The organism is Arthrobacter sp. Hb9-2, assembly GCF_059091165.1.
Genome location: NZ_JBNHGJ010000009.1, coordinates 103,979 through 121,182 on the forward strand (window position 1 = coordinate 103,979; position 17,204 = coordinate 121,182).

The 17,204-nt window shown below is 66.5% G+C and carries 17 protein-coding genes; 14 read left to right on the top strand and 3 right to left on the bottom strand.

The genetic code is table 11. The features are described 5' to 3' along the window. The first annotated feature begins 2 nt into the window (after positions 1–2). The 3 genes from AC5RV1_RS07665 to AC5RV1_RS07675 are packed head-to-tail and all read left to right on the top strand — an operon-like array spanning position 3 to position 2,166. Positions 3–767: a CoA transferase subunit B gene (locus AC5RV1_RS07665; RefSeq protein ID WP_493947288.1), complete on the top strand. Its 765-nt coding sequence runs from the start codon at positions 3–5 to the stop codon at positions 765–767. A gap of 32 nt (positions 768–799) precedes the next feature. Further along, positions 800–1,330, top strand: a complete 531-nt coding sequence (locus AC5RV1_RS07670) for a MaoC family dehydratase (RefSeq protein WP_493947287.1) — start codon at positions 800–802, stop codon at positions 1,328–1,330. Then, complete coding sequence (locus tag AC5RV1_RS07675; RefSeq protein ID WP_493994092.1) at positions 1,327–2,166, top strand: HpcH/HpaI aldolase/citrate lyase family protein; 840 nt, start codon at positions 1,327–1,329, stop codon at positions 2,164–2,166. Before AC5RV1_RS07670 ends, AC5RV1_RS07675 begins: the two co-directional genes overlap by 4 nt. Here AC5RV1_RS07675 and AC5RV1_RS07680 read toward each other — a convergent pair. Then, on the bottom strand, positions 2,163–3,632 hold the full coding sequence (locus AC5RV1_RS07680) for a lipase maturation factor family protein (protein WP_493994093.1): 1,470 nt from the start codon (positions 3,630–3,632) through the stop codon (positions 2,163–2,165). The two genes, AC5RV1_RS07675 and AC5RV1_RS07680, sit on opposite strands and share 4 nt — an antisense overlap. 50 nt (positions 3,633–3,682) lie before the next feature. On the opposite strand from AC5RV1_RS07680, the gene AC5RV1_RS07685 reads away from it, so the two are divergent. The 11 genes from AC5RV1_RS07685 to AC5RV1_RS07735 all read left to right on the top strand — a co-directional run bounded on the left by AC5RV1_RS07685 (position 3,683) and on the right by AC5RV1_RS07735 (position 15,167). Beyond that, positions 3,683–4,426, top strand: a complete 744-nt coding sequence (locus AC5RV1_RS07685; protein WP_493994094.1) for a TSUP family transporter — start codon at positions 3,683–3,685, stop codon at positions 4,424–4,426. 56 nt (positions 4,427–4,482) lie between these two features. Continuing rightward, entirely contained in the window at positions 4,483–5,667 is a 1,185-nt protein-coding gene (gene dxr / locus AC5RV1_RS07690; protein ID WP_493994095.1) for a 1-deoxy-D-xylulose-5-phosphate reductoisomerase, read from the top strand. Between the two features lie 18 nt (positions 5,668–5,685). Then, positions 5,686–7,017 (top strand): M50 family metallopeptidase, encoded by a 1,332-nt coding sequence (locus AC5RV1_RS07695; RefSeq protein WP_493994096.1) that lies wholly within the window; start codon positions 5,686–5,688, stop codon positions 7,015–7,017. A gap of 165 nt (positions 7,018–7,182) precedes the next feature. Continuing rightward, entirely contained in the window at positions 7,183–7,863 is a 681-nt protein-coding gene (locus AC5RV1_RS07700; RefSeq protein ID WP_493994097.1) for a MarR family transcriptional regulator, read from the top strand. After that, positions 7,860–8,369, top strand: coding sequence for a hypothetical protein (locus AC5RV1_RS07705; RefSeq protein WP_493994098.1), 510 nt, complete (start codon positions 7,860–7,862; stop codon positions 8,367–8,369). The genes AC5RV1_RS07700 and AC5RV1_RS07705 overlap by 4 nt, the downstream gene beginning before the upstream one ends. A gap of 92 nt (positions 8,370–8,461) precedes the next feature. Continuing rightward, positions 8,462–8,755, top strand: a complete 294-nt coding sequence (locus AC5RV1_RS07710) for a YciI family protein (RefSeq protein WP_461174468.1) — start codon at positions 8,462–8,464, stop codon at positions 8,753–8,755. Between the two features lie 34 nt (positions 8,756–8,789). Continuing rightward, the gene (gene ispG / locus AC5RV1_RS07715) at positions 8,790–9,956 is read left to right on the top strand and encodes a flavodoxin-dependent (E)-4-hydroxy-3-methylbut-2-enyl-diphosphate synthase (RefSeq protein WP_104042819.1); all 1,167 of its coding nucleotides are present in this window, start codon (positions 8,790–8,792) and stop codon (positions 9,954–9,956) included. After that, positions 9,919–10,809 (top strand): GNAT family N-acetyltransferase, encoded by an 891-nt coding sequence (locus tag AC5RV1_RS07720; protein ID WP_493947694.1) that lies wholly within the window; start codon positions 9,919–9,921, stop codon positions 10,807–10,809. Before ispG ends, AC5RV1_RS07720 begins: the two co-directional genes overlap by 38 nt. Positions 10,810–11,106: 297 nt before the next feature. Continuing rightward, on the top strand, positions 11,107–12,918 hold the full coding sequence (locus AC5RV1_RS07725; RefSeq protein ID WP_493994099.1) for a proline--tRNA ligase: 1,812 nt from the start codon (positions 11,107–11,109) through the stop codon (positions 12,916–12,918). Positions 12,919–12,927: 9 nt separating this feature from the next. Then, positions 12,928–13,731: a sulfite exporter TauE/SafE family protein gene (locus tag AC5RV1_RS07730; protein ID WP_493994100.1), complete on the top strand. Its 804-nt coding sequence runs from the start codon at positions 12,928–12,930 to the stop codon at positions 13,729–13,731. 44 nt (positions 13,732–13,775) lie between these two features. Further along, positions 13,776–15,167 (top strand): pyridoxal phosphate-dependent decarboxylase family protein, encoded by a 1,392-nt coding sequence (locus AC5RV1_RS07735; protein ID WP_493994101.1) that lies wholly within the window; start codon positions 13,776–13,778, stop codon positions 15,165–15,167. A gap of 40 nt (positions 15,168–15,207) precedes the next feature. On the opposite strand, the gene AC5RV1_RS07740 is transcribed toward AC5RV1_RS07735, so the two are convergent. Further along, on the bottom strand, positions 15,208–16,251 hold the full coding sequence (locus AC5RV1_RS07740; RefSeq protein ID WP_493994102.1) for an aminoglycoside phosphotransferase family protein: 1,044 nt from the start codon (positions 16,249–16,251) through the stop codon (positions 15,208–15,210). A gap of 164 nt (positions 16,252–16,415) precedes the next feature. Then, the coding region (locus AC5RV1_RS07745; protein ID WP_493994103.1) for a DUF4439 domain-containing protein at positions 16,416–17,204 on the bottom strand (789 nt) is incomplete at its 5' end.

Sequence of the window (17,204 nt, forward strand, 5' to 3'; positions counted from 1 at the left end):
CCATGGATCCCAACAGCCCCTACGCTCCCCGCCCGGAAGGCGTCCGGCCCGAGTACCGCCGCGCAGCCCAGCAGCACGGGGTATCCGCGGACGGCGCCGGCCCCAAGGGCTGGACCAGGAATGAGCTCGCCGCCCGCGTTGCGCAGGAGCTCAGCAACGGCCAGTACGTCAACCTGGGAATCGGCATGCCAACCCTTATTCCCAACTACATCCCCGAGGGTGTCGAAGTGGTGCTCCACTCGGAAAACGGGATCCTCGGCGTCGGCCCTTATCCGGCGGAGGATGCTGTTGATCCTGACCTGATCAACGCAGGCAAGGAAACTGTCACGGTCAACAAGGGTGCCGCATTCTTCGACTCTGCTTCCTCCTTCGGGATGATCCGGGGCGGCCATGTGGACGTCGCCGTCCTGGGTGCCATGGAAGTGGCCGCCAACGGTGACCTCGCCAACTGGATGATCCCGGGCAAGATGGTCAAGGGCATGGGCGGTGCCATGGACCTGGTGTTCGGTGCCAAGAAGGTCATCGTGATGATGGAGCACGTGGACCGCAACGGCAACCCGAAGATCGTCCAGCAGTGCTCCCTGCCGCTGACCGGCAAGGGCTGCGTGGATCGCATCATCACGGACCTGGCCGTCATCGACGTCGTAGCCGATGATTCCGGGTCACGGCTGGTGCTGCGGGAGCTGGCGCCGAACGTTTCGGTCGAGGACGTGGCGGCCGCCACCGGCGCGGAGCTTTTTGAGGAAGACCGGGAACTGACTGTATGACCGGGAACCACGGGGTTTCGGCAGGCTCAAGCATGGGTTCAACGAGTGGAGAGCAGCGCGTTGTCGAGCAGCGCGGACTGTACTTCGATGAGCTGGAGGAGGGTGTGCTGTATGCCCACCGTCCCGGCCGCACCGTCACGGAAGCGGACAACGTCCTGTTCACCACCCTCACCATGAACACCCAGGCCCTGCACCTCGACGCTGCCTGGAGTGCCGGGCAGCCCTTTGGCCAGCGGCTGGTGAACTCCATGTTCACCTTGGCCACCATGGTGGGCCAATCCGTTTCCCAGCTCACCCAGGGCACCATCATCGCCCAACTGGGCCTGACCGACGTCTCCTTTCCGCACCCCCTGTACCACGGCGACACCCTCTACACGGAGACGGTCATCAGCGGGAAGCGGCTCTCAAGCTCCCGGCCGGGCCAGGGAATCGTGACGATGGAGCACACGGGCCGTAACCAGGACGGCACGGTTGTGGCGGTCGCGAAGCGCAGCTGCCTGATGTGGACGCGGGAGGCGCACACGCTGCAGCCGGGCGCGGGAGAAGGGACAATACCGGTATGACCTTTGTGATGGGCCCTGCCCTGCTTTTTTGCCCTGCGGACCGGCCGGAGCGGTACCAGAAGGCAGCCACCCGCGCCGACGCCGTCATCCTGGACCTTGAGGACGCCGTGGCGCCCGCCGACAAACAGCGCGCCCGCGGTGCCATCCTCGCCCAGGTGGGGACCACGGGTGAGGAGCCTGAACTGGACCCCAGCAGGACCATCATTCGGGTCAACCCCGCCGGGACCGACGAATTCGAAAAGGACCTCCACTGCCTGGTTCACACCCCGTACAAGACGGTGATGCTCGCGAAAGCCGAGAGTGCGGAGCAGCTGGAGGCCCTGTCCGGCTACCAGGTGATCGCACTGTGTGAAACGGCAATGGGCGTCCTCAACGCCCCCTCCATCGCCGCCGCCCCCAATGTTGTGGCCCTGATGTGGGGAGCCGAGGACCTGCTGGCTTCACTGGGCGGGACCTCCAGCAGGAACGACGACGGCGCCTACCGGGCCGCGGCGCTCCACGCCCGGTCCTCCGTCCTCCTGGCCGCGCGTGCCTTCGGCAAGGAAGCGGTGGACGCCGTCTATACCAACATTCCTGACCTGACGGGCCTGGCAGCGGAAGCGGCGGACGCCGTCGCGTCCGGCTTCAGCTCCAAAGCCTGCATCCATCCCAGCCAGGCAGCAGTAGTGCGGGGTGCCTATGCGCCGTCGGAAGCGGAAGCCTCGGCGGCAGCAGAGCTGCTGCAGGCCGCCGCGGCGGCGGGGCAGGGCGTCTTCCAGCACAAGGGGCAGATGATTGACGGTCCCATCCTCAAGCACGCCGAGGCCGTCATCCGGCGCGCAGGCGACCACGTCTAGCCTTTCCGCCCGCTGGACCGCCGTAGCGAGACAGGCGGAATCGGTTCGTGGAGCAGCGTCCGCACCCAGCGGTCCCCGGTCTCCCGGAACTCCTGGCGCGTCGCAAACCGGTAGAGGTAGCTGCGCACCCGCACCCAATGCGGCGGCGCGCCGTCGAAAGGGTCATGGCGGAGGAGCCGCAGAATCTGGCGGTCCGCCTCCAGCAGTTTGCCGAGGAAGGCGTAAAACCACTCTTCGTGGACGGTCCGCAGCGGCAGGAACCACATCAGCCAGTCCAGCCGGAGATGATAGGGCGCCCACTGGCGCGGCATCCGGCGGAGGTCGCCGGGCTTGCCCTTGAAACCGTACTCCCGCCACTCGGAGGAGCTGTCCGGATCGTCGTCGAGCGTCCCTTCCACCACGATCTCGATGCGCTTCTTGGTCACTGAACCGAACGCGCCATAAGTGTTGACCAGCTGCCAGCGGTTGAAGCTGGCGTTCATCAGCTGCCGGCGGGAGAACAGGTTGCGCAATGGCCAGTAACTCAGGACAACCAGCAGCAGGGTGACTGCCAAGGTAATGACCAGCCACCACAGGGGAGTCTCCCTTTCCACGCCGGCCCCGCCGTGCCAGTCCAGCGGGATCGCCGGCAGGACGGCGTGCGCCACCGGGTCGCTGACTGCTGCGAACGCCAGCACAATGGCAATCCAGTTCAGCCAGGCGAAGTTGCCGCTGGCCACAAGCCACAACTGCGTCAGGATGACGATCGACGCTGCCACGCTTGCAACGGGCTGGGGGGCGAACAGGAAGAAGGGCACCACCAGCTGGGCGAAGTGGTTGCCGAGCACTTCCACCTTATGAAGGGGTTTGGGCAGCAGGTGCGCCTGCCGGCTCAGGGGTCCCGGCATGGGCTGTGTCTCGTGGTGGTAGTAGAGAGCCGTCAGGTCGCGCCACTCCCGGCCGCCGCGGATCTTGATCATTCCGGCGCCGAATTCCAGCCGGAACACCAGCCACACGATCAGGATCAGGATGGTGCGCGGAGGGTCGGTCTGGTCTGAACCGAGGAAGGCAACCGTGAAGCCTGCCTCAAGGAGCAGCATCTCCCAGCCGAAGCCGTAGAACGTCTGGCCGACGTTCACGATGGACATGTACAGCAGCCACAGGCTGAGGAAGGCAATCAGCGGAACCCACGGTGGCCCCTGCTGGGGGATGCCGGCCACAAGCAGGGCCGAGACCAGCAGTCCTGCCGCGCAGACCCAGCGCAGCAACCGGTCTGAATACCGCCACCGGAAAAGGGTGGGCCGGCGCAGACGGCTGAAGCCGGAAAGATACTCCGGCACCGGCAGGAGTCCGCGCTCACCCAGCAACGCGGGGAACTGGTTCAGTGAGGACAGGAACGCAACGAGAAACAGTGCCGCCACGCCTCGCTGCAGCACCTGCCGGGCGAACTCGTAGTCCGGCGCGTCAAACCAGGAGAGCCAGTCCACGCAGTCCACGTTACGCCCGCCGTTGGCGCGGCTGCCACTAGGATCGAGGGATGTTTGTCCTGGTGCTGATCGCCGTTGTGGCAGGTGCGTTGGCCCAGCGGATCGCAGGCCTCGGCTTCGGCCTTCTGGTTTCCCCCGTGCTGGTGGTGCTGCTGGGCCCGTTCGACGGCGTGATGATCATCAACCTCTGCGGTGCCACCTCATCCCTCCTGATCCTTTCCAGGGTCTGGAGGCATGTAGCCTGGCGGAAGTACTTCGGGCTGGCGCTCGCGGCGTTGGCCGGTGTGCTGCCCGGTGCCTGGCTGGCGAGCAACGTGCCGGAAGCCCCGCTGGAGATCTGCATCGGCGTCCTGCTCATCATCGCCCTGCTGGCGTCCCAGCGGTTGACCAGGAGTTCGTGGCGGGCCAGCGGGCCGGTTCCGATGGTGTCCCTGGGATTTTCCAGCGGCCTGATGAACGCCGCCGCGGGAGTTGGCGGTCCAGCCATCACGGCCTATGCCATCGCCACCCGGTGGGAGCAGAAAAGCTTCAGCGCCACTCTTCAGCCGTACTTCATCACCACTGGGTTTACCTCCCTCATCAGTAAGTACGTACTGTCAGGCGGGCATGTGCCCGGCCTGGAGGGCTGGCAGTGGCTGGCCATTCTTGGGGCCATGATCACTGGAATCGTGGGCGGCGACCTGTTGTCCGGCCGGATGCATCCGGCTTCGGCCCGGCGCATCGTTACCGCCATCGCCTACCTTGGTGCGGTGGCAACCCTGGCCAAGGGCCTGGTGGAACTGGCAGCTGCCTGATCGACCGCAGGTTCCGGCCGCATGCCCGGGGCAGTTGGGTGCGCGATACTTAAGCAATGCAGCCACGCAAGATCGCCCTCCTCGGCTCCACCGGCTCCATCGGCACCCAGGCAATTGACGTCGTCGACGGCGCCCCGCACCTTTTCGAGGTGGTGGCGCTCAGCGCCGGGGGAAGCAACCCGGAGCTCCTCGCCCGCCAGGCCGTGCACACCGGGGCAGCGGTTGTTGGCATTGCCGCCGGGGACCCGCGCCGCCTGGAAGTGTTGATCGATGATGTTGCCGCCGCAGCCGGCAAGCAGGGCTACCGGCCGGAGATCATCGCCGGACCGCACGCGTCCGCCCGCATCGCCGAGGTCGAAGCTGACGTGGTGCTCAACGGAATCACAGGTTCAATCGGCCTCGCACCCACGCTGGCTGCCCTCAAGTCAGGCGCCACCCTGGCCCTGGCCAACAAGGAATCCCTTATTGTGGGCGGCTCCCTGGTGAAGGCGGCAGCCCGGGAAGGCCAGATCGTCCCGGTGGACTCTGAACACTCGGCCATCGCCCAGTGCCTGCGTTCGGGGTCAGCGGCCGAGGTGGAAAAACTTATCCTCACCGCCTCGGGCGGGCCTTTCCGCGGCAGGACCCGCGAGGAACTCCACGATGTTACTCCGCAGGAGGCGCTGGCCCACCCTACCTGGGACATGGGCGTCATGGTGACCACCAACTCGGCCACCCTTGTGAACAAGGGACTGGAAGTCATCGAGGCGCACCTGCTGTTCGACGTGCCGCTGGACCGGATCGACGTCGTGGTCCATCCCCAGTCCGTGGTGCACTCCATGGTCCAGTTCGTCGATGGGTCCATCATTGCGCAGGCATCCCCGCCGGACATGCGCCTGCCCATCGCACTGGGGATGGGCTGGCCTGACAGGGTGCCCAAGGCCGCCGCTGCCTGCGATTGGACCCAGGCGGCCACCTGGACTTTTGAGCCGCTGGATGTAACGTCCTTCCCGGCCGTTGATCTTGCCAAGGACGCCGCCAAACAAGGCAGCACGTTCCCCGCCGTGTTCAACGCCGCCAACGAGGAAGCCGTGACGGCCTTCCATGCCGGCCGGATCAGGTTCACCGACATCGTGGACACGGTCGCCGCAGTTCTCAGCGAACATCCAGGCTCTTCCGGGCTGACAGTGGAATCCGTACTGGATGCTGAAAGCTGGGCACGCGCGCGCGCCAATGAACGTTTAGCAGTCAGCAGCCTCTAGGAAGCAGCAAGCACCCCCATGACCCCCGTTCTCCTCTTTGTCCTCGGTGTCGTCTTTGTGGCAATCGGCATCGCTGCCTCCATAGCGCTCCACGAAGTGGGCCACCTCCTGCCCGCCAAGCTCTTCAAGGTCCGCGTCACCAAGTACATGATCGGCTTCGGCCCCACACTCTGGTCACGGCGGAAAGGCGAGACCGAGTACGGTGTGAAAGCCATCCCGCTGGGTGGCTACGTATCCATGATCGGGATGTACCCGCCCAACAAGGAGGACGGATCGGTCCGCCCCTCCAGCACCGGTATGTTCCAGACCCTGGCCACGGAAGCACGGTCCATGGCCCACGAAGAGGTGGGCCCAGGCGATGAGAACCGCGTGTTCTATCGGCTTCCGGTCTGGAAAAAGATCATCGTTATGCTGGGCGGGCCAGCCATGAACATGTTCCTGGGCGTCGTGCTGACGGCTGTCCTGCTGATGGGCTTTGGCATGGCCACGGCCACCACCACCATCTCCGACGTCTCCAAGTGCCAGGTGGTGGCCGGCGAAACAGTGGATCCGGATTCAGCCGACTGCCAGCTCACGCCCGCCGCGGCGGCCGGCCTCAAACCTAACGACACCGTCACCTCCTTCGACGGGAAAGCCGTGACCAGCTGGGAGCAGCTCACGGAGTGGATCCGGACTTCTGCCGGCCGCGAGGTCGCCATCACCGTGGAGCGGGACGGCGCCCCGGTATCCACCACGGTTACTCCCGTGCTGTCGGCCCGTCCCATCATCGGGGCGGACGGGCGGCAGGCAACAGATGACGCCGGCACCCTCCTCTACCAGGACGTCGGCTTCCTGGGCATTGGTGCGCAGACGGAACTGGTGCCCCAGCCGGCGTCGTCCGTTCTGCCCATGGCCGGCGAGAACATCCGGCAGGTGGCAGGAGTGGTGTTCAACCTGCCGGCACGCGTGGTGGGCGTGGCGAAAGCCGCCTTCAGTGAGGAGCCACGCGATCCCAATGGCCCCATCAGCGTGGTGGGTGTGGGCCGGGTGGCAGGAGAAGTGGCCGCGATGGAGGAAATTCCCGTCCAATCGCGCGTAGCCACGCTGTTTGGGCTCCTTGCCGGGCTGAACTTCGCCCTTGCGGTCTTCAACCTGATCCCGCTGTTGCCGCTGGACGGCGGCCATGTTGCGGGTGCCCTCTACGAAGGCGCCCGGCGCCAGCTGGCCAGACTGTTCGGCAAGCCGGACCCGGGAGCCTTCGACATCGCCAAGCTGCTCCCGGTGACCTACGTGGTGGCAGCCCTGCTGATGGGCATGAGCGCGCTCCTCATCTACGCCGACATCGTGAAGCCGGTGAATCTCTTCGGCTGACCTTTCGGGTTTGTCAGGGCGGGCCACATGGAGCAGGCCACACCCTCCCCGCTCAACGCGGCGGAAGTTGGGATTCGGCGACGCCCTCTTAGCCATTTATGGCTGATATTTGATAATCAGCTGTTTATGGTTGATGATCTTCGATCAGCTGTCTAGGGTTGTGGCATGTATGTACTTACCATCGACCAGCGGGGCAGCTCCTCCGACGTGGACCGGGTCCCTGAGCTAATCTCAGCGTTGCGGGGACTCACCCCGGCGCCATTTGAACGCTCCGTTGGCGACGAGCTCCAGGGCGTAGTGGAGCATGCCGCGGAGGTGGTGGACATCGCCCTGCACGCGCTCCGGAGCGGGAATTGGTATGTGGGAATTGGCATCGGTACCGTGCAGCTGGCTCCGGGGGGGAGCCCCAGGGAAGGGTCCGGAAGCGGCTTCATAGCGGCGCGCAAAGCCGTGGAACTTGCCAAGAGCGCGGCCGGCCAGGTTCCGCTGTCAGTGGTGTCAGGCACCATGGGCCGTGGCAGGGAAGTCCCGCCCCAAGCCAGGGAAGGTGCCGTATCCAGTGCAAATGCCCAGGCAGTGCTTCGCCTCATCGGGAGGCTGGTACAGCAACGCACCCAGGCGCAGTGGCGGGTGGTGGACCGGTTGCGTGCATCCCAGGGCGGCGAGGGCAGGCACGGCAGCCAGAAGCTCGTTGCCCACGAACTGGGAATTACGGAGCAGTCGGTGAGCCGGGCAGTCCTTCGGTCCGGCTGGCAGGAAGAATGGGCAGCCAGGCCGGCAGCCGCAATGCTCCTGGACTACGCCCGTTCCCAGATTGTCCGTTCCGAAAATGAAGGAGTCAGGTGACCGCGCTTTGGATCGCTGCCGCCCTGCTTGTGGCGGGCTTCGCCGGTTGGCCGGTGACCGCCCTTGTGTTCCGTCTCGCCCGCACCATCGACGACAAAGCAGATGCTGCCAAGGCTGCGGAAGAAGCCAGGAGAGCAGCCGAGGACCCCTCCGCTGACGTCACTGTTGACGGGCCCCACGCCGAAACCCAGAACGTGGACGGTGAGCTGACCGCGGCGGCGGACGCGCCGTCGTCGGCTGATTCCGCTTCACTCCCGGCTCCCACCCAGCGCATCCTGCGTGGCGGGGCCATCATTGGCGTCCTGGAACGGCTCGGCGTGTGCCTGGCCATCCTCACCGGCCAGCCGGTGGCCATCGCCTACATCGTTGCCATCAAGGGCCTGGGCAGGTTCGCGGAGCTGAAGGAAACCCCCGTGGCAGCCGAAAGGTTCATCATCGGAACCTTGACCTCCATGCTGTGGGCGGCCGGAACGGCAGCAGTGGTCAAAGTACTGTTCCTCTCGTAGGAACAGGTGGGGCGGGCCCTGCCGCCCCACCAAAACAGCTGCCAGGCCTGCCCGGATGGGTGCAAGGGCAGGCAGGGCGATAGGGTAGCGGTATGACTGTTTTTGCCGTTGAGTACGTTTACGCCGCCGATTCCACCGAAGCCCGCAACGAGGCCCGGCCAGCGCACCGCGAATGGCTCGCGGGCCTTGCACAGGACGGTGCCGTCCTGGCCAGCGGACCATACGGTGACGGTGCCGGAGCGCTGCTGATCTTCAAGACAGCAGACGAGGCCGCCCTCAACTCGATCCTCAAGCAGGATCCCTTTGCCGCCGCCGGAGTCATCGCCGGGACCCGCATCACGGAGTGGTCACCCATCATCGGCGTGCTCGCCGGCCTCACCGCGTAGCCTCTTCAACACACTTTCAACTCTAGGAGTCCACGTGACCTCGGTCAGCCTGGGAATGCCGTCAGCACCGCCGCCCGTCCTCGCCCCCCGCCGCAAGACCCGCCAGATCAAGGTTGGTTCCGTGGGGGTGGGCTCAGACTTCCCCATCAGCGTGCAGTCCATGACCACCACGCCCACCACGGACATCAACGCCACGCTGCAGCAGATCGCTGAACTCACTGCCTCCGGCTGCGATATTGTGCGCGTCGCCTGCCCCTCGGCGGATGACGCCGAAGCCTTGCCGATTATCGCCAAAAAGTCCCAGATCCCGGTCATCGCGGACATCCACTTCCAGCCCAAGTACGTCTTTGCGGCCATCGAAGCCGGTTGCGCCGCAGTGCGCGTGAACCCGGGCAACATCCGGAAGTTCGACGACCAGGTCAAGGAAATCGCGGCTGCCGCCAGGGACCACGGAACCTCAATCCGCATCGGCGTGAACGCAGGCTCGCTGGAGCCCGGCATCCTAAAGAAGTACGGCAAGGCAACGCCGGAAGCGCTGGTGGAGTCCGCTGTCTGGGAGGCTTCCCTGTTTGAGGAGCACGGCTTCCACGACTTCAAGATTTCCGTCAAGCACAACGACCCCGTGATTATGGTGGCCGCGTACGAGATGCTGGCAGAAAAAGGCGACTGGCCGCTGCACCTCGGCGTGACCGAGGCCGGCCCGGCCTTCCAGGGAACCATCAAGTCCGCCACCGCCTTCGGTGCCCTCCTGTCCCGGGGTATCGGCGACACCATCCGCGTTTCCCTCTCGGCCCCGCCGGTAGAGGAAATCAAGGTGGGCAACCAGATTCTCCAGTCCCTGAACCTGCGCCCCCGCAAGCTTGAAATTGTCTCCTGCCCGTCCTGCGGCCGTGCCCAGGTGGACGTTTACACCCTCGCCGAACAGGTGACTGCAGGCCTGGAAGGAATGGAGATTCCGCTGCGCGTGGCAGTCATGGGCTGCGTGGTGAACGGCCCGGGCGAGGCCCGCGAGGCGGATCTTGGCGTTGCTTCCGGCAACGGCAAGGGCCAGATCTTTGTGAAGGGTGAAGTCATCAAGACTGTCCCTGAGAGTCAAATTGTTGAGACACTGATCGAAGAGGCCATGCGTATCGCGGAAGAGATGGGGGAGGCCGATGGCGAAGATGCTGTCAAGGGTAGCCCCGTGGTTAGCGTCTCGTAAGGACGTCCCCGACCCGCCGGGGATTTTCGTCCGCACCCTGGACGGGACGGATACGGACGCGCTGAGGCTGCTTGCACAGCGCGATCCGGTAACAAACGTCTTCATCCTCGCTCATCTGCGGGCTGTCGGCACCGCCGCGCCTACCAGTGGCGGGGCCGGCGTCATCGGAGTGTTCGACGACGGCATCCTGGTGGGTGCGTGCTGGGCGGGAGCCAACCTGGTGCCGGTCCAGCTTGATCCTGCATTGGCCGGTGCAGTTGCGGAAGCGGCCAACGCCTCCGGACGGCGTTATGCCTCCGCGTTCGGACCGGCCCCGGCGGTGTTGGCACTTCACGCGGAGTTGGTGGAGCTGGGCCATCGGGCGCACGAAGTACGGGACGAGCAACCACTCATGACCATCGAGGGCCCGCCGCTGGTCGCCTCCAACCCGGGTCTGGAACCGGGAAACCTCGCCGACTTTGACCGCATCCTTCCAGCCTGCGCCGCCATGTTCGAAGAGGAAGTGGGCTATTCCCCCTTCCTGGGTGGGCGGGAGTTCTATAGCCGGCGCGTGGAAGGACTGATTCGCCAAGGCCATTCCCTGGCGCACGTGAACAAAACCGGCGACGTTGTGTTCAAGGCGGAACTGGGCGCCGTCACGTCCGAGGTCACCCAGGTCCAGGGCGTCTGGATGAACCCGCTCTATCGCGGGCAGGGCCTCAGTTCCGGATACATGGCCGCAGTAGTGGAGCAGGCCAGAAAGATCGCACCCATCACCAGCCTCTACGTCAACGGTTTCAACGTGCGGGCGCGGGCAACGTACGAGCGGGTTGGTTTCCGGCAGGTTGGAACGTTCGCTACGGTGCTGTTCTAGGGCGCAGGATGTCCGTAATCAAGACCTCTCTCTCTGAAACTACTTGTCAACTGTGGTTGTCATCACTTAGGTTCGATCTAGCTGCGCTGGAGTGGCGTGGGCGGTCTCACCAGTCCTCACCAGTACTTAGGCGATAACGGCGTTGAGCCACGCCCGGATGCGATGACCAGCCCTCTGGGGGGCCAGGGGCTTTGTATTCCCGGGCGTGGCTCTACTGCGCTTGCCGGTAGATTAGTACCCAGACGAAATGCCCGGCCTGCTGTTGCTCCAGCACTTCCCCAGAAACGGATACCCCCCGTGGTTACAAGACTGTCCCAGCTATTCCTGCGCACCCTGCGTGAAGATCCCGTCGACGCCGAGGTGGCGAGCCACCGCCTGCTGGTACGGGCCGGCTACATCCGCCGCGCAGCCCCTGGCATTTACACCTGGCTGCCGCTGGGGCTGAGCGTCCTGCGCAAGGTTGAAGCCATCATCCGGGAGGAAATGGCGAACATCGGGGCGCAGGAAGTCCACTTCCCGGCACTCCTGCCGCGTGAGCCCTACGAGGCCACCAACCGCTGGACCGAATACGGCGAAGGCCTGTTCCGCCTCCAGGACCGCAAGGGCGCCGATTACCTGCTGGCTCCCACCCATGAGGAAATGTTCACGCTGCTGGTCAAGGACCTCTACTCCTCCTACAAGGACCTGCCACTCAGCCTTTACCAGATCCAGAACAAGTACCGCGATGAAGCCCGCCCCCGCGCCGGCCTCCTGCGCGGACGTGAGTTCATCATGAAGGACTCTTACTCATTCGACGTCGACGACGCCGGCCTGGACGCCAGCTACGCCGCCCACCGCGGCGCGTACCTGCGCATCTTCGAGCGCCTCGGCCTGGAAGTCATTCCCGTGACCGCCACCGCCGGTGCCATGGGCGGCTCCAAGAGCGAAGAATTCCTGCACCCCACGGACATCGGCGAGGACACCTTCGTCCGCTCAGCCGGAGGTTACGCCGCCAACGTCGAGGCCGTCACCACGGTGGCGCCGGCAGAGATCGATTTCTCCGCTGCTCCCGCGGCCGAGGTCCTCGATACGCCGGACACCCCGACGATCGAAACGCTGGTGGCAGCCGCCAACCAGCTCGCCCCCCGCTCCGAGGCCGACGGCGGCGCCTGGACTGCCGCGGATACGCTCAAGAACGTCGTCCTCGCCGTTACCCTGCCCACCGGGGAACGCCAGCTTGTGGTCATCGGCGTTCCCGGCGACCGCGGCGTGGACCTGAAGCGCGTCGAAGCGAACATCGGATCCTTCCTGCCGATCGCAGGCGAGATCGGCCTCGAAGCAGCCAACGACGACGACCTCAAGAAGCAGCCGCTGATCGTCAAGGGGTACCTCGGACCCGGCCTGACGCTGGACGAACCGCTGCTCGGCAGCGAAAGCGCATCGAAGCTCCTCTACCTGGTGGACCCGCGCATCGTCAGCGGCACCACGTGGGTCACCGGTGCCAATGAAGCCGGCAAGCACGTCTTCGGGCTGGTGGCAGGCAGGGACTTCACGTGGGATGGTGTGATTGAGTGCACGGAGGTCCGCGAAGGCGATCCCGCCCCGGACGGCTCCGGCCCCCTGGAAACTGCCCGTGGAATCGAGATGGGCCACATCTTCCAGCTCGGCCGGAAGTACGCCGAAGCCCTGGAGCTGAAGGTCCTGGACCAGAACGGCAAGCAGGTCACGGTAACTATGGGTTCCTACGGTGTGGGTGTCACCCGGGCCGTGGCGGCGCTGGCCGAATCCAACAATGACGCCAAGGGCCTGGTGTGGCCGCGTGCCGTTGCGCCGGCGGACGTCCATGTAGTGGCTGTGGGCAAGGGTGAAGACATCTTCGCCACCGCAGAGCGGCTTGCAGCAGACCTGGCAGCTGCGGGCCTTGAGGTCCTGCTCGATGACCGGCCCAAGGTTTCGCCGGGGGTCAAGTTCGGCGATGCTGAACTGGTGGGCGTCCCCACCATCCTGGCCGTGGGCCGGGGCCTGGTGGACGGCGTCGTGGAGATTAAGGACCGCCGGAGCGGCGAAGCCGAGAACGTTGCGGTAGACAAGGCAGTTGACTACGTAGTCAACGCCGTCCGCGCCAGCTGACCCCGCGAGGTGCTCTTAGGGCTTGAGTCCATCCAGCTCACGACGCTGGTTTTGATCGTGCTGGCGGGTTTTGCCGCGGGCTGGGTGGACGCCGTGGTGGGCGGGGGCGGGCTGATCCAGCTCCCCGCCCTGTTGCTGGTCCCGGGCATCACGCCGGTGCAGGCGCTGGCCACCAACAAGTTGGGATCCATCTTCGGAACCGCAACCAGCGCCGTCACCTACTACCGGCGGGTGGGACCGGACCTGCGGACGGCACTGCCGATGGCCGTGATCGCCCTGGCCGGCAGCTTTGGCGGCGCCATACTGGCCGCCACGCTGCCGTCCAGCGTGTTCAAACCCATCATCGTCGCCGCGCTGGTGGCGGTGGCGCTCTTTACTGCCCTGAAACCGGATGCCGGGCACATCACCGCCCTGCGGCACGACGGCCACAAGCACTATGTGGTGGCCTGCCTGATTGGCGCCGTCATCGGCTTTTACGACGGCCTGATTGGCCCCGGGACAGGTTCCTTCCTGGTGATCGCCCTGGTTTCGGCGATGGGTTACGCGTTCCTGGAGGCCAGTGCCAAAGCCAAGATCGTAAACATGGCAACCAATGCAGGTGCCCTGATGTTCTTCGTGCCGCACGGCTCCATCCTGTGGGGCCTGGGCTTGCTGCTGGGTATCGCAAATATGGCCGGCGGGTACCTTGGGGCAAGGACGGCGGTAGCGCAGGGGAGCCGGTTCGTCCGCGTGGTCTTCCTCGTGGTGGTGGCCGCCCTGATCCTGAAGCTCGGGTACGACGTCTGGCAGGAAAACTTCGCCCAACAGGGGTAGGTGAGGGCCGCATGGGCACCCCATGCGCGGCGTAGCATGCAGATATGCCACCTGGTGACGACGAGTACGCCCGTGCTTTATCCGCTGCGGCAGGCCACGCCGGGGACTGGCTGCGCAGCCTCCCCGCCCGGCCGGTCGGACCCCGTCTACCTGCCCACGACCTTACCGACGCCTTCGGCGGGCCGCTGCCCGTCTCCGGCATGGCCGCCGAGGACGTCGTCGACCTCCTCGCCCGGACGGCCGAGCCCGGGCTTATGGCCATGCCCTCGGGCCGCTTCTTCGGCTGGGTCATCGGCGGAACCCTGCCCGCGGCCCTCGCCTCGGACTGGCTGGTCAGCGCCTGGGACCAGAACGCCTGCCTTCGGTATGGGGCACCCGCCATGGCGGCCATCGAGGAAAGCGCCGGGGCATGGCTCCTGGAACTGCTGGGACTTCCCGCCGGGTCCGACGTCGGCTTCGTCACCGGAGCCACCATGGCCAACTTCACCGGGCTGGCTGCCGGGCGCTGGCGGCTGCTCGCTGACGCCGGCTGGGACCTCGACGGCGACGGGCTGGCCGGCGCACCCCGCATCAGATGCTTTGTGGGCCGGGAACGGCATGAGACCGTGGACCTTGCGCTCCGGTACCTCGGGCTGGGCCGTCCCACAGTAGTTGATGCGGACGATCAGGGGCGGGTGATGCCGGCGGCGCTGGAAGCGGCTCTTGCTGAAGGTTCCGGTCCTGCGCTGGTATGCCTGCAGGCAGGGAACCTTCATTCCGGCGCTTTTGACCCTTTCCCTGAAACCATCAGCATCGCCCGAAAGCACGGCGCCTGGGTCCACATCGATGGCGCGTTCGGTCTTTGGGCGGCGGCAGTGCCTGAACTTCGAAACCTGACGCGCGGCTACGAGGAAGCTGATTCGTGGGGGACTGACGCGCACAAAACCCTGAACGTGCCGTACGACTGCGGCATTGCCATCGTGCGCGACGCACCGGCCCTTCGATCCGCCATGGGCCTGCACACCAGTTACCTCATCCAGGACCCCGAGGGCCCGGGCGACCCGTTCGAGAAAGTGCCTGAGTTGTCACGCCGGGCCCGCGGTGTGCCGGTGTGGGCGGCGCTCAAAAGCCTGGGCCGGGACGGCGTAGCAGCCCAGGTACGCGGACTGGCGGCCGCCGCTTCGGACATCGCGGCAGGGCTGGCAGGGCTCGACGGCGTCGAGGTGCTGAACGACGTCGCCTACACCCAGGTCTGCGTGGCGTTTAGCGACGACGCAACCACCCGTGCAGTGACGGCGCGCATCATCGCGGACGGCCGCGTATGGATGACCGGCTCCCGCTGGCGGGACCGGGACATCTTGCGGGTTTCCGTCAGCAACTGGCAGACAGCAGAGGAAGAGGTGGACACCGCCCTCGCGGCCGTAGCCTCCGCCCTCGCCGCCGTGCGCGGCAGCTGATCCGCCACGGCCACGGTGGTTGCCGTGGCTCCACTCGCCGTCAGTGTGCGCCGACCGCTTCGCCTGGCTCGGGCAGGCGGTGCGCCGAGGGCAGACCGTCGAGGGTTTTGCCGGCCAGCGTGCTGGCCACCCAAAGGGACCTGGCCAGGTCGCCCCGATGGTCGGGCTTGCCCGCATACACCAGGGCGTTTGCCACTTCCCTGGCAATGGCCCATTGCCGGGCGACGTCAGGGTCCAGGCCCGCGGCGGAGCTGAAGTCCACGCAGCGCCGGCGGAGGCCGGCTTCTGCCCCGTTCACGGGCAAGTCGGACAGGCGGCTCCACAACAACGGGGCCACCGCAAACTCGGGCTCGCCGATCATTGGCTGGGGGTCTATGGCGGCATAACCCGCCGGCATCGGAGGCCCTGCCGGGGCGGACGCAGCCGGGCGGGCCAGGACGTTGAGGAAATGCAGGTCCGTGTGGACCAGGGCGTCGCGTGCCGAACGCCGTCCCACTGCCCCGCGGGTTTGGCACACCTCAAGGGCGGCCTCCAGCAGCCAGCGGGGAAACGGGCGTCCCAGCTGTTCCCAGTCCGCCGGCAGGTCGTCACTCCATTGCTCAGCACGGGCGGCGATGTGTTCGAACTCTTGCCACTGCGGCCGGTCGTCGGGCCTGAGGCTCAGTTTCCGCACCAAGCCCGCCCACACCACCAGGGCGTCGTCCATCGGGACAGCGGTGAGGGAGCGTTCGCCGTCGAGCCTTTCCAGGAGCATGGCGCACGTTCCTGCATCGGACGCCAGCAGTGCCACCGCTCCACGCCCCTGCCAGAGGTCCAGGGCGTGCCGCTCCACGCGGGCTTCGTCGTGCGGGAAGGCGACTTTGAGGGCTGCTTGGGTGCCGTCCGGCTGCCGCACCGGGATGACCACGCCGCCGTGGCCGTTCCAGGGCAGGGCGCCGGGAGGCAGGTCCGGCGTCAGCTGCCAGTCCTCCAGCCGGCCCTGGATGAGGTCCGGCAGCGACGCGAGCCACGCCCGTCCCGCGCTGCTGCGGGTGTACCGCGCAGTGAGGTCAGGTGGGATTGGTACTGCAGCTGGCTCGCTCATCAGTCCCAGCCTAGGCGCAGGGGAGCGGCCGGTGTGGCAGGGTACTTCCTTAGACCGCGCCTGTGGCACTGAGCAGGTTGCCAACGCTGAACGCAGCTACAAGCGCCAGGGCTCCGCCTGCTACCACCCGGACAGCTGCGCGGCCAGTGCGCCGTGCGTTCTTCCTACACCGGCAGCTGCGGAAGCTGCGCTTCGTCCAGGACGAGGCCCGGAAGCGGGTTTGCATCGGAGCCCCAGTGCTGGGCGCGGCGGGCTGCTCCCTGCAGTGCCGACAGGGCCCAGGCCCGGGTGGTTGAGTCGGTGATGGCCACGATGTCTCCGTAGGCCGGCAAAGTGGCTGCCTCCAGGCGGGCGAGCCCGGCGGCCGGGGCGTCGAGGAACCCTGGGTCCAGGACGTACCCGGGTGGTTGCGGGGACGGTGCCCCGCAGTGCATGAGGCTGTAGGCTGCGGCCTGGTCCGCCAGGTCCTGGTGCTGGGCCAGGAAGTCCGACGCCGGTGGTGCCCCCTCGCGCGGAAGGCGGGTGAGCGCGGCCTGGTAGCCGTACACCGTCTCCAGCTCCGCTTTAGCCGCGGCGGCAAGTGCTGCCCCCACACTGACGCTCCCGGCCGCCGGCGTCGCAGGGCAGGCAGACGCTCCTGCCGGTTCAGTAGAACCCGGGCCGGCGGCCGTTGCTTCCTCGGCGGGGGACAGCTTCCCGTCCTGTGACTGGCCTTCCGGGGCCGGTACGCCCGGCGCCCCAAGCTGTTCGGCTGCCAGAAGCTGCGCGGTGCCGCTTGCCGCCAGCAGGCGTGCCATGCCGCCGTCGGCCGTTTCTGCGTCCCTGAGCCGTTGCTGTCCGCTGGCGGCGAGGGCGGCCGCGAACTCAGCCAGGGTCGCCTGGGCGGGAGGATTCGACGGCGGGGGAGCAGCTGGGGGCGGGGCTGCGCCGGCAGGAAGCGACGCCGTCGCGGT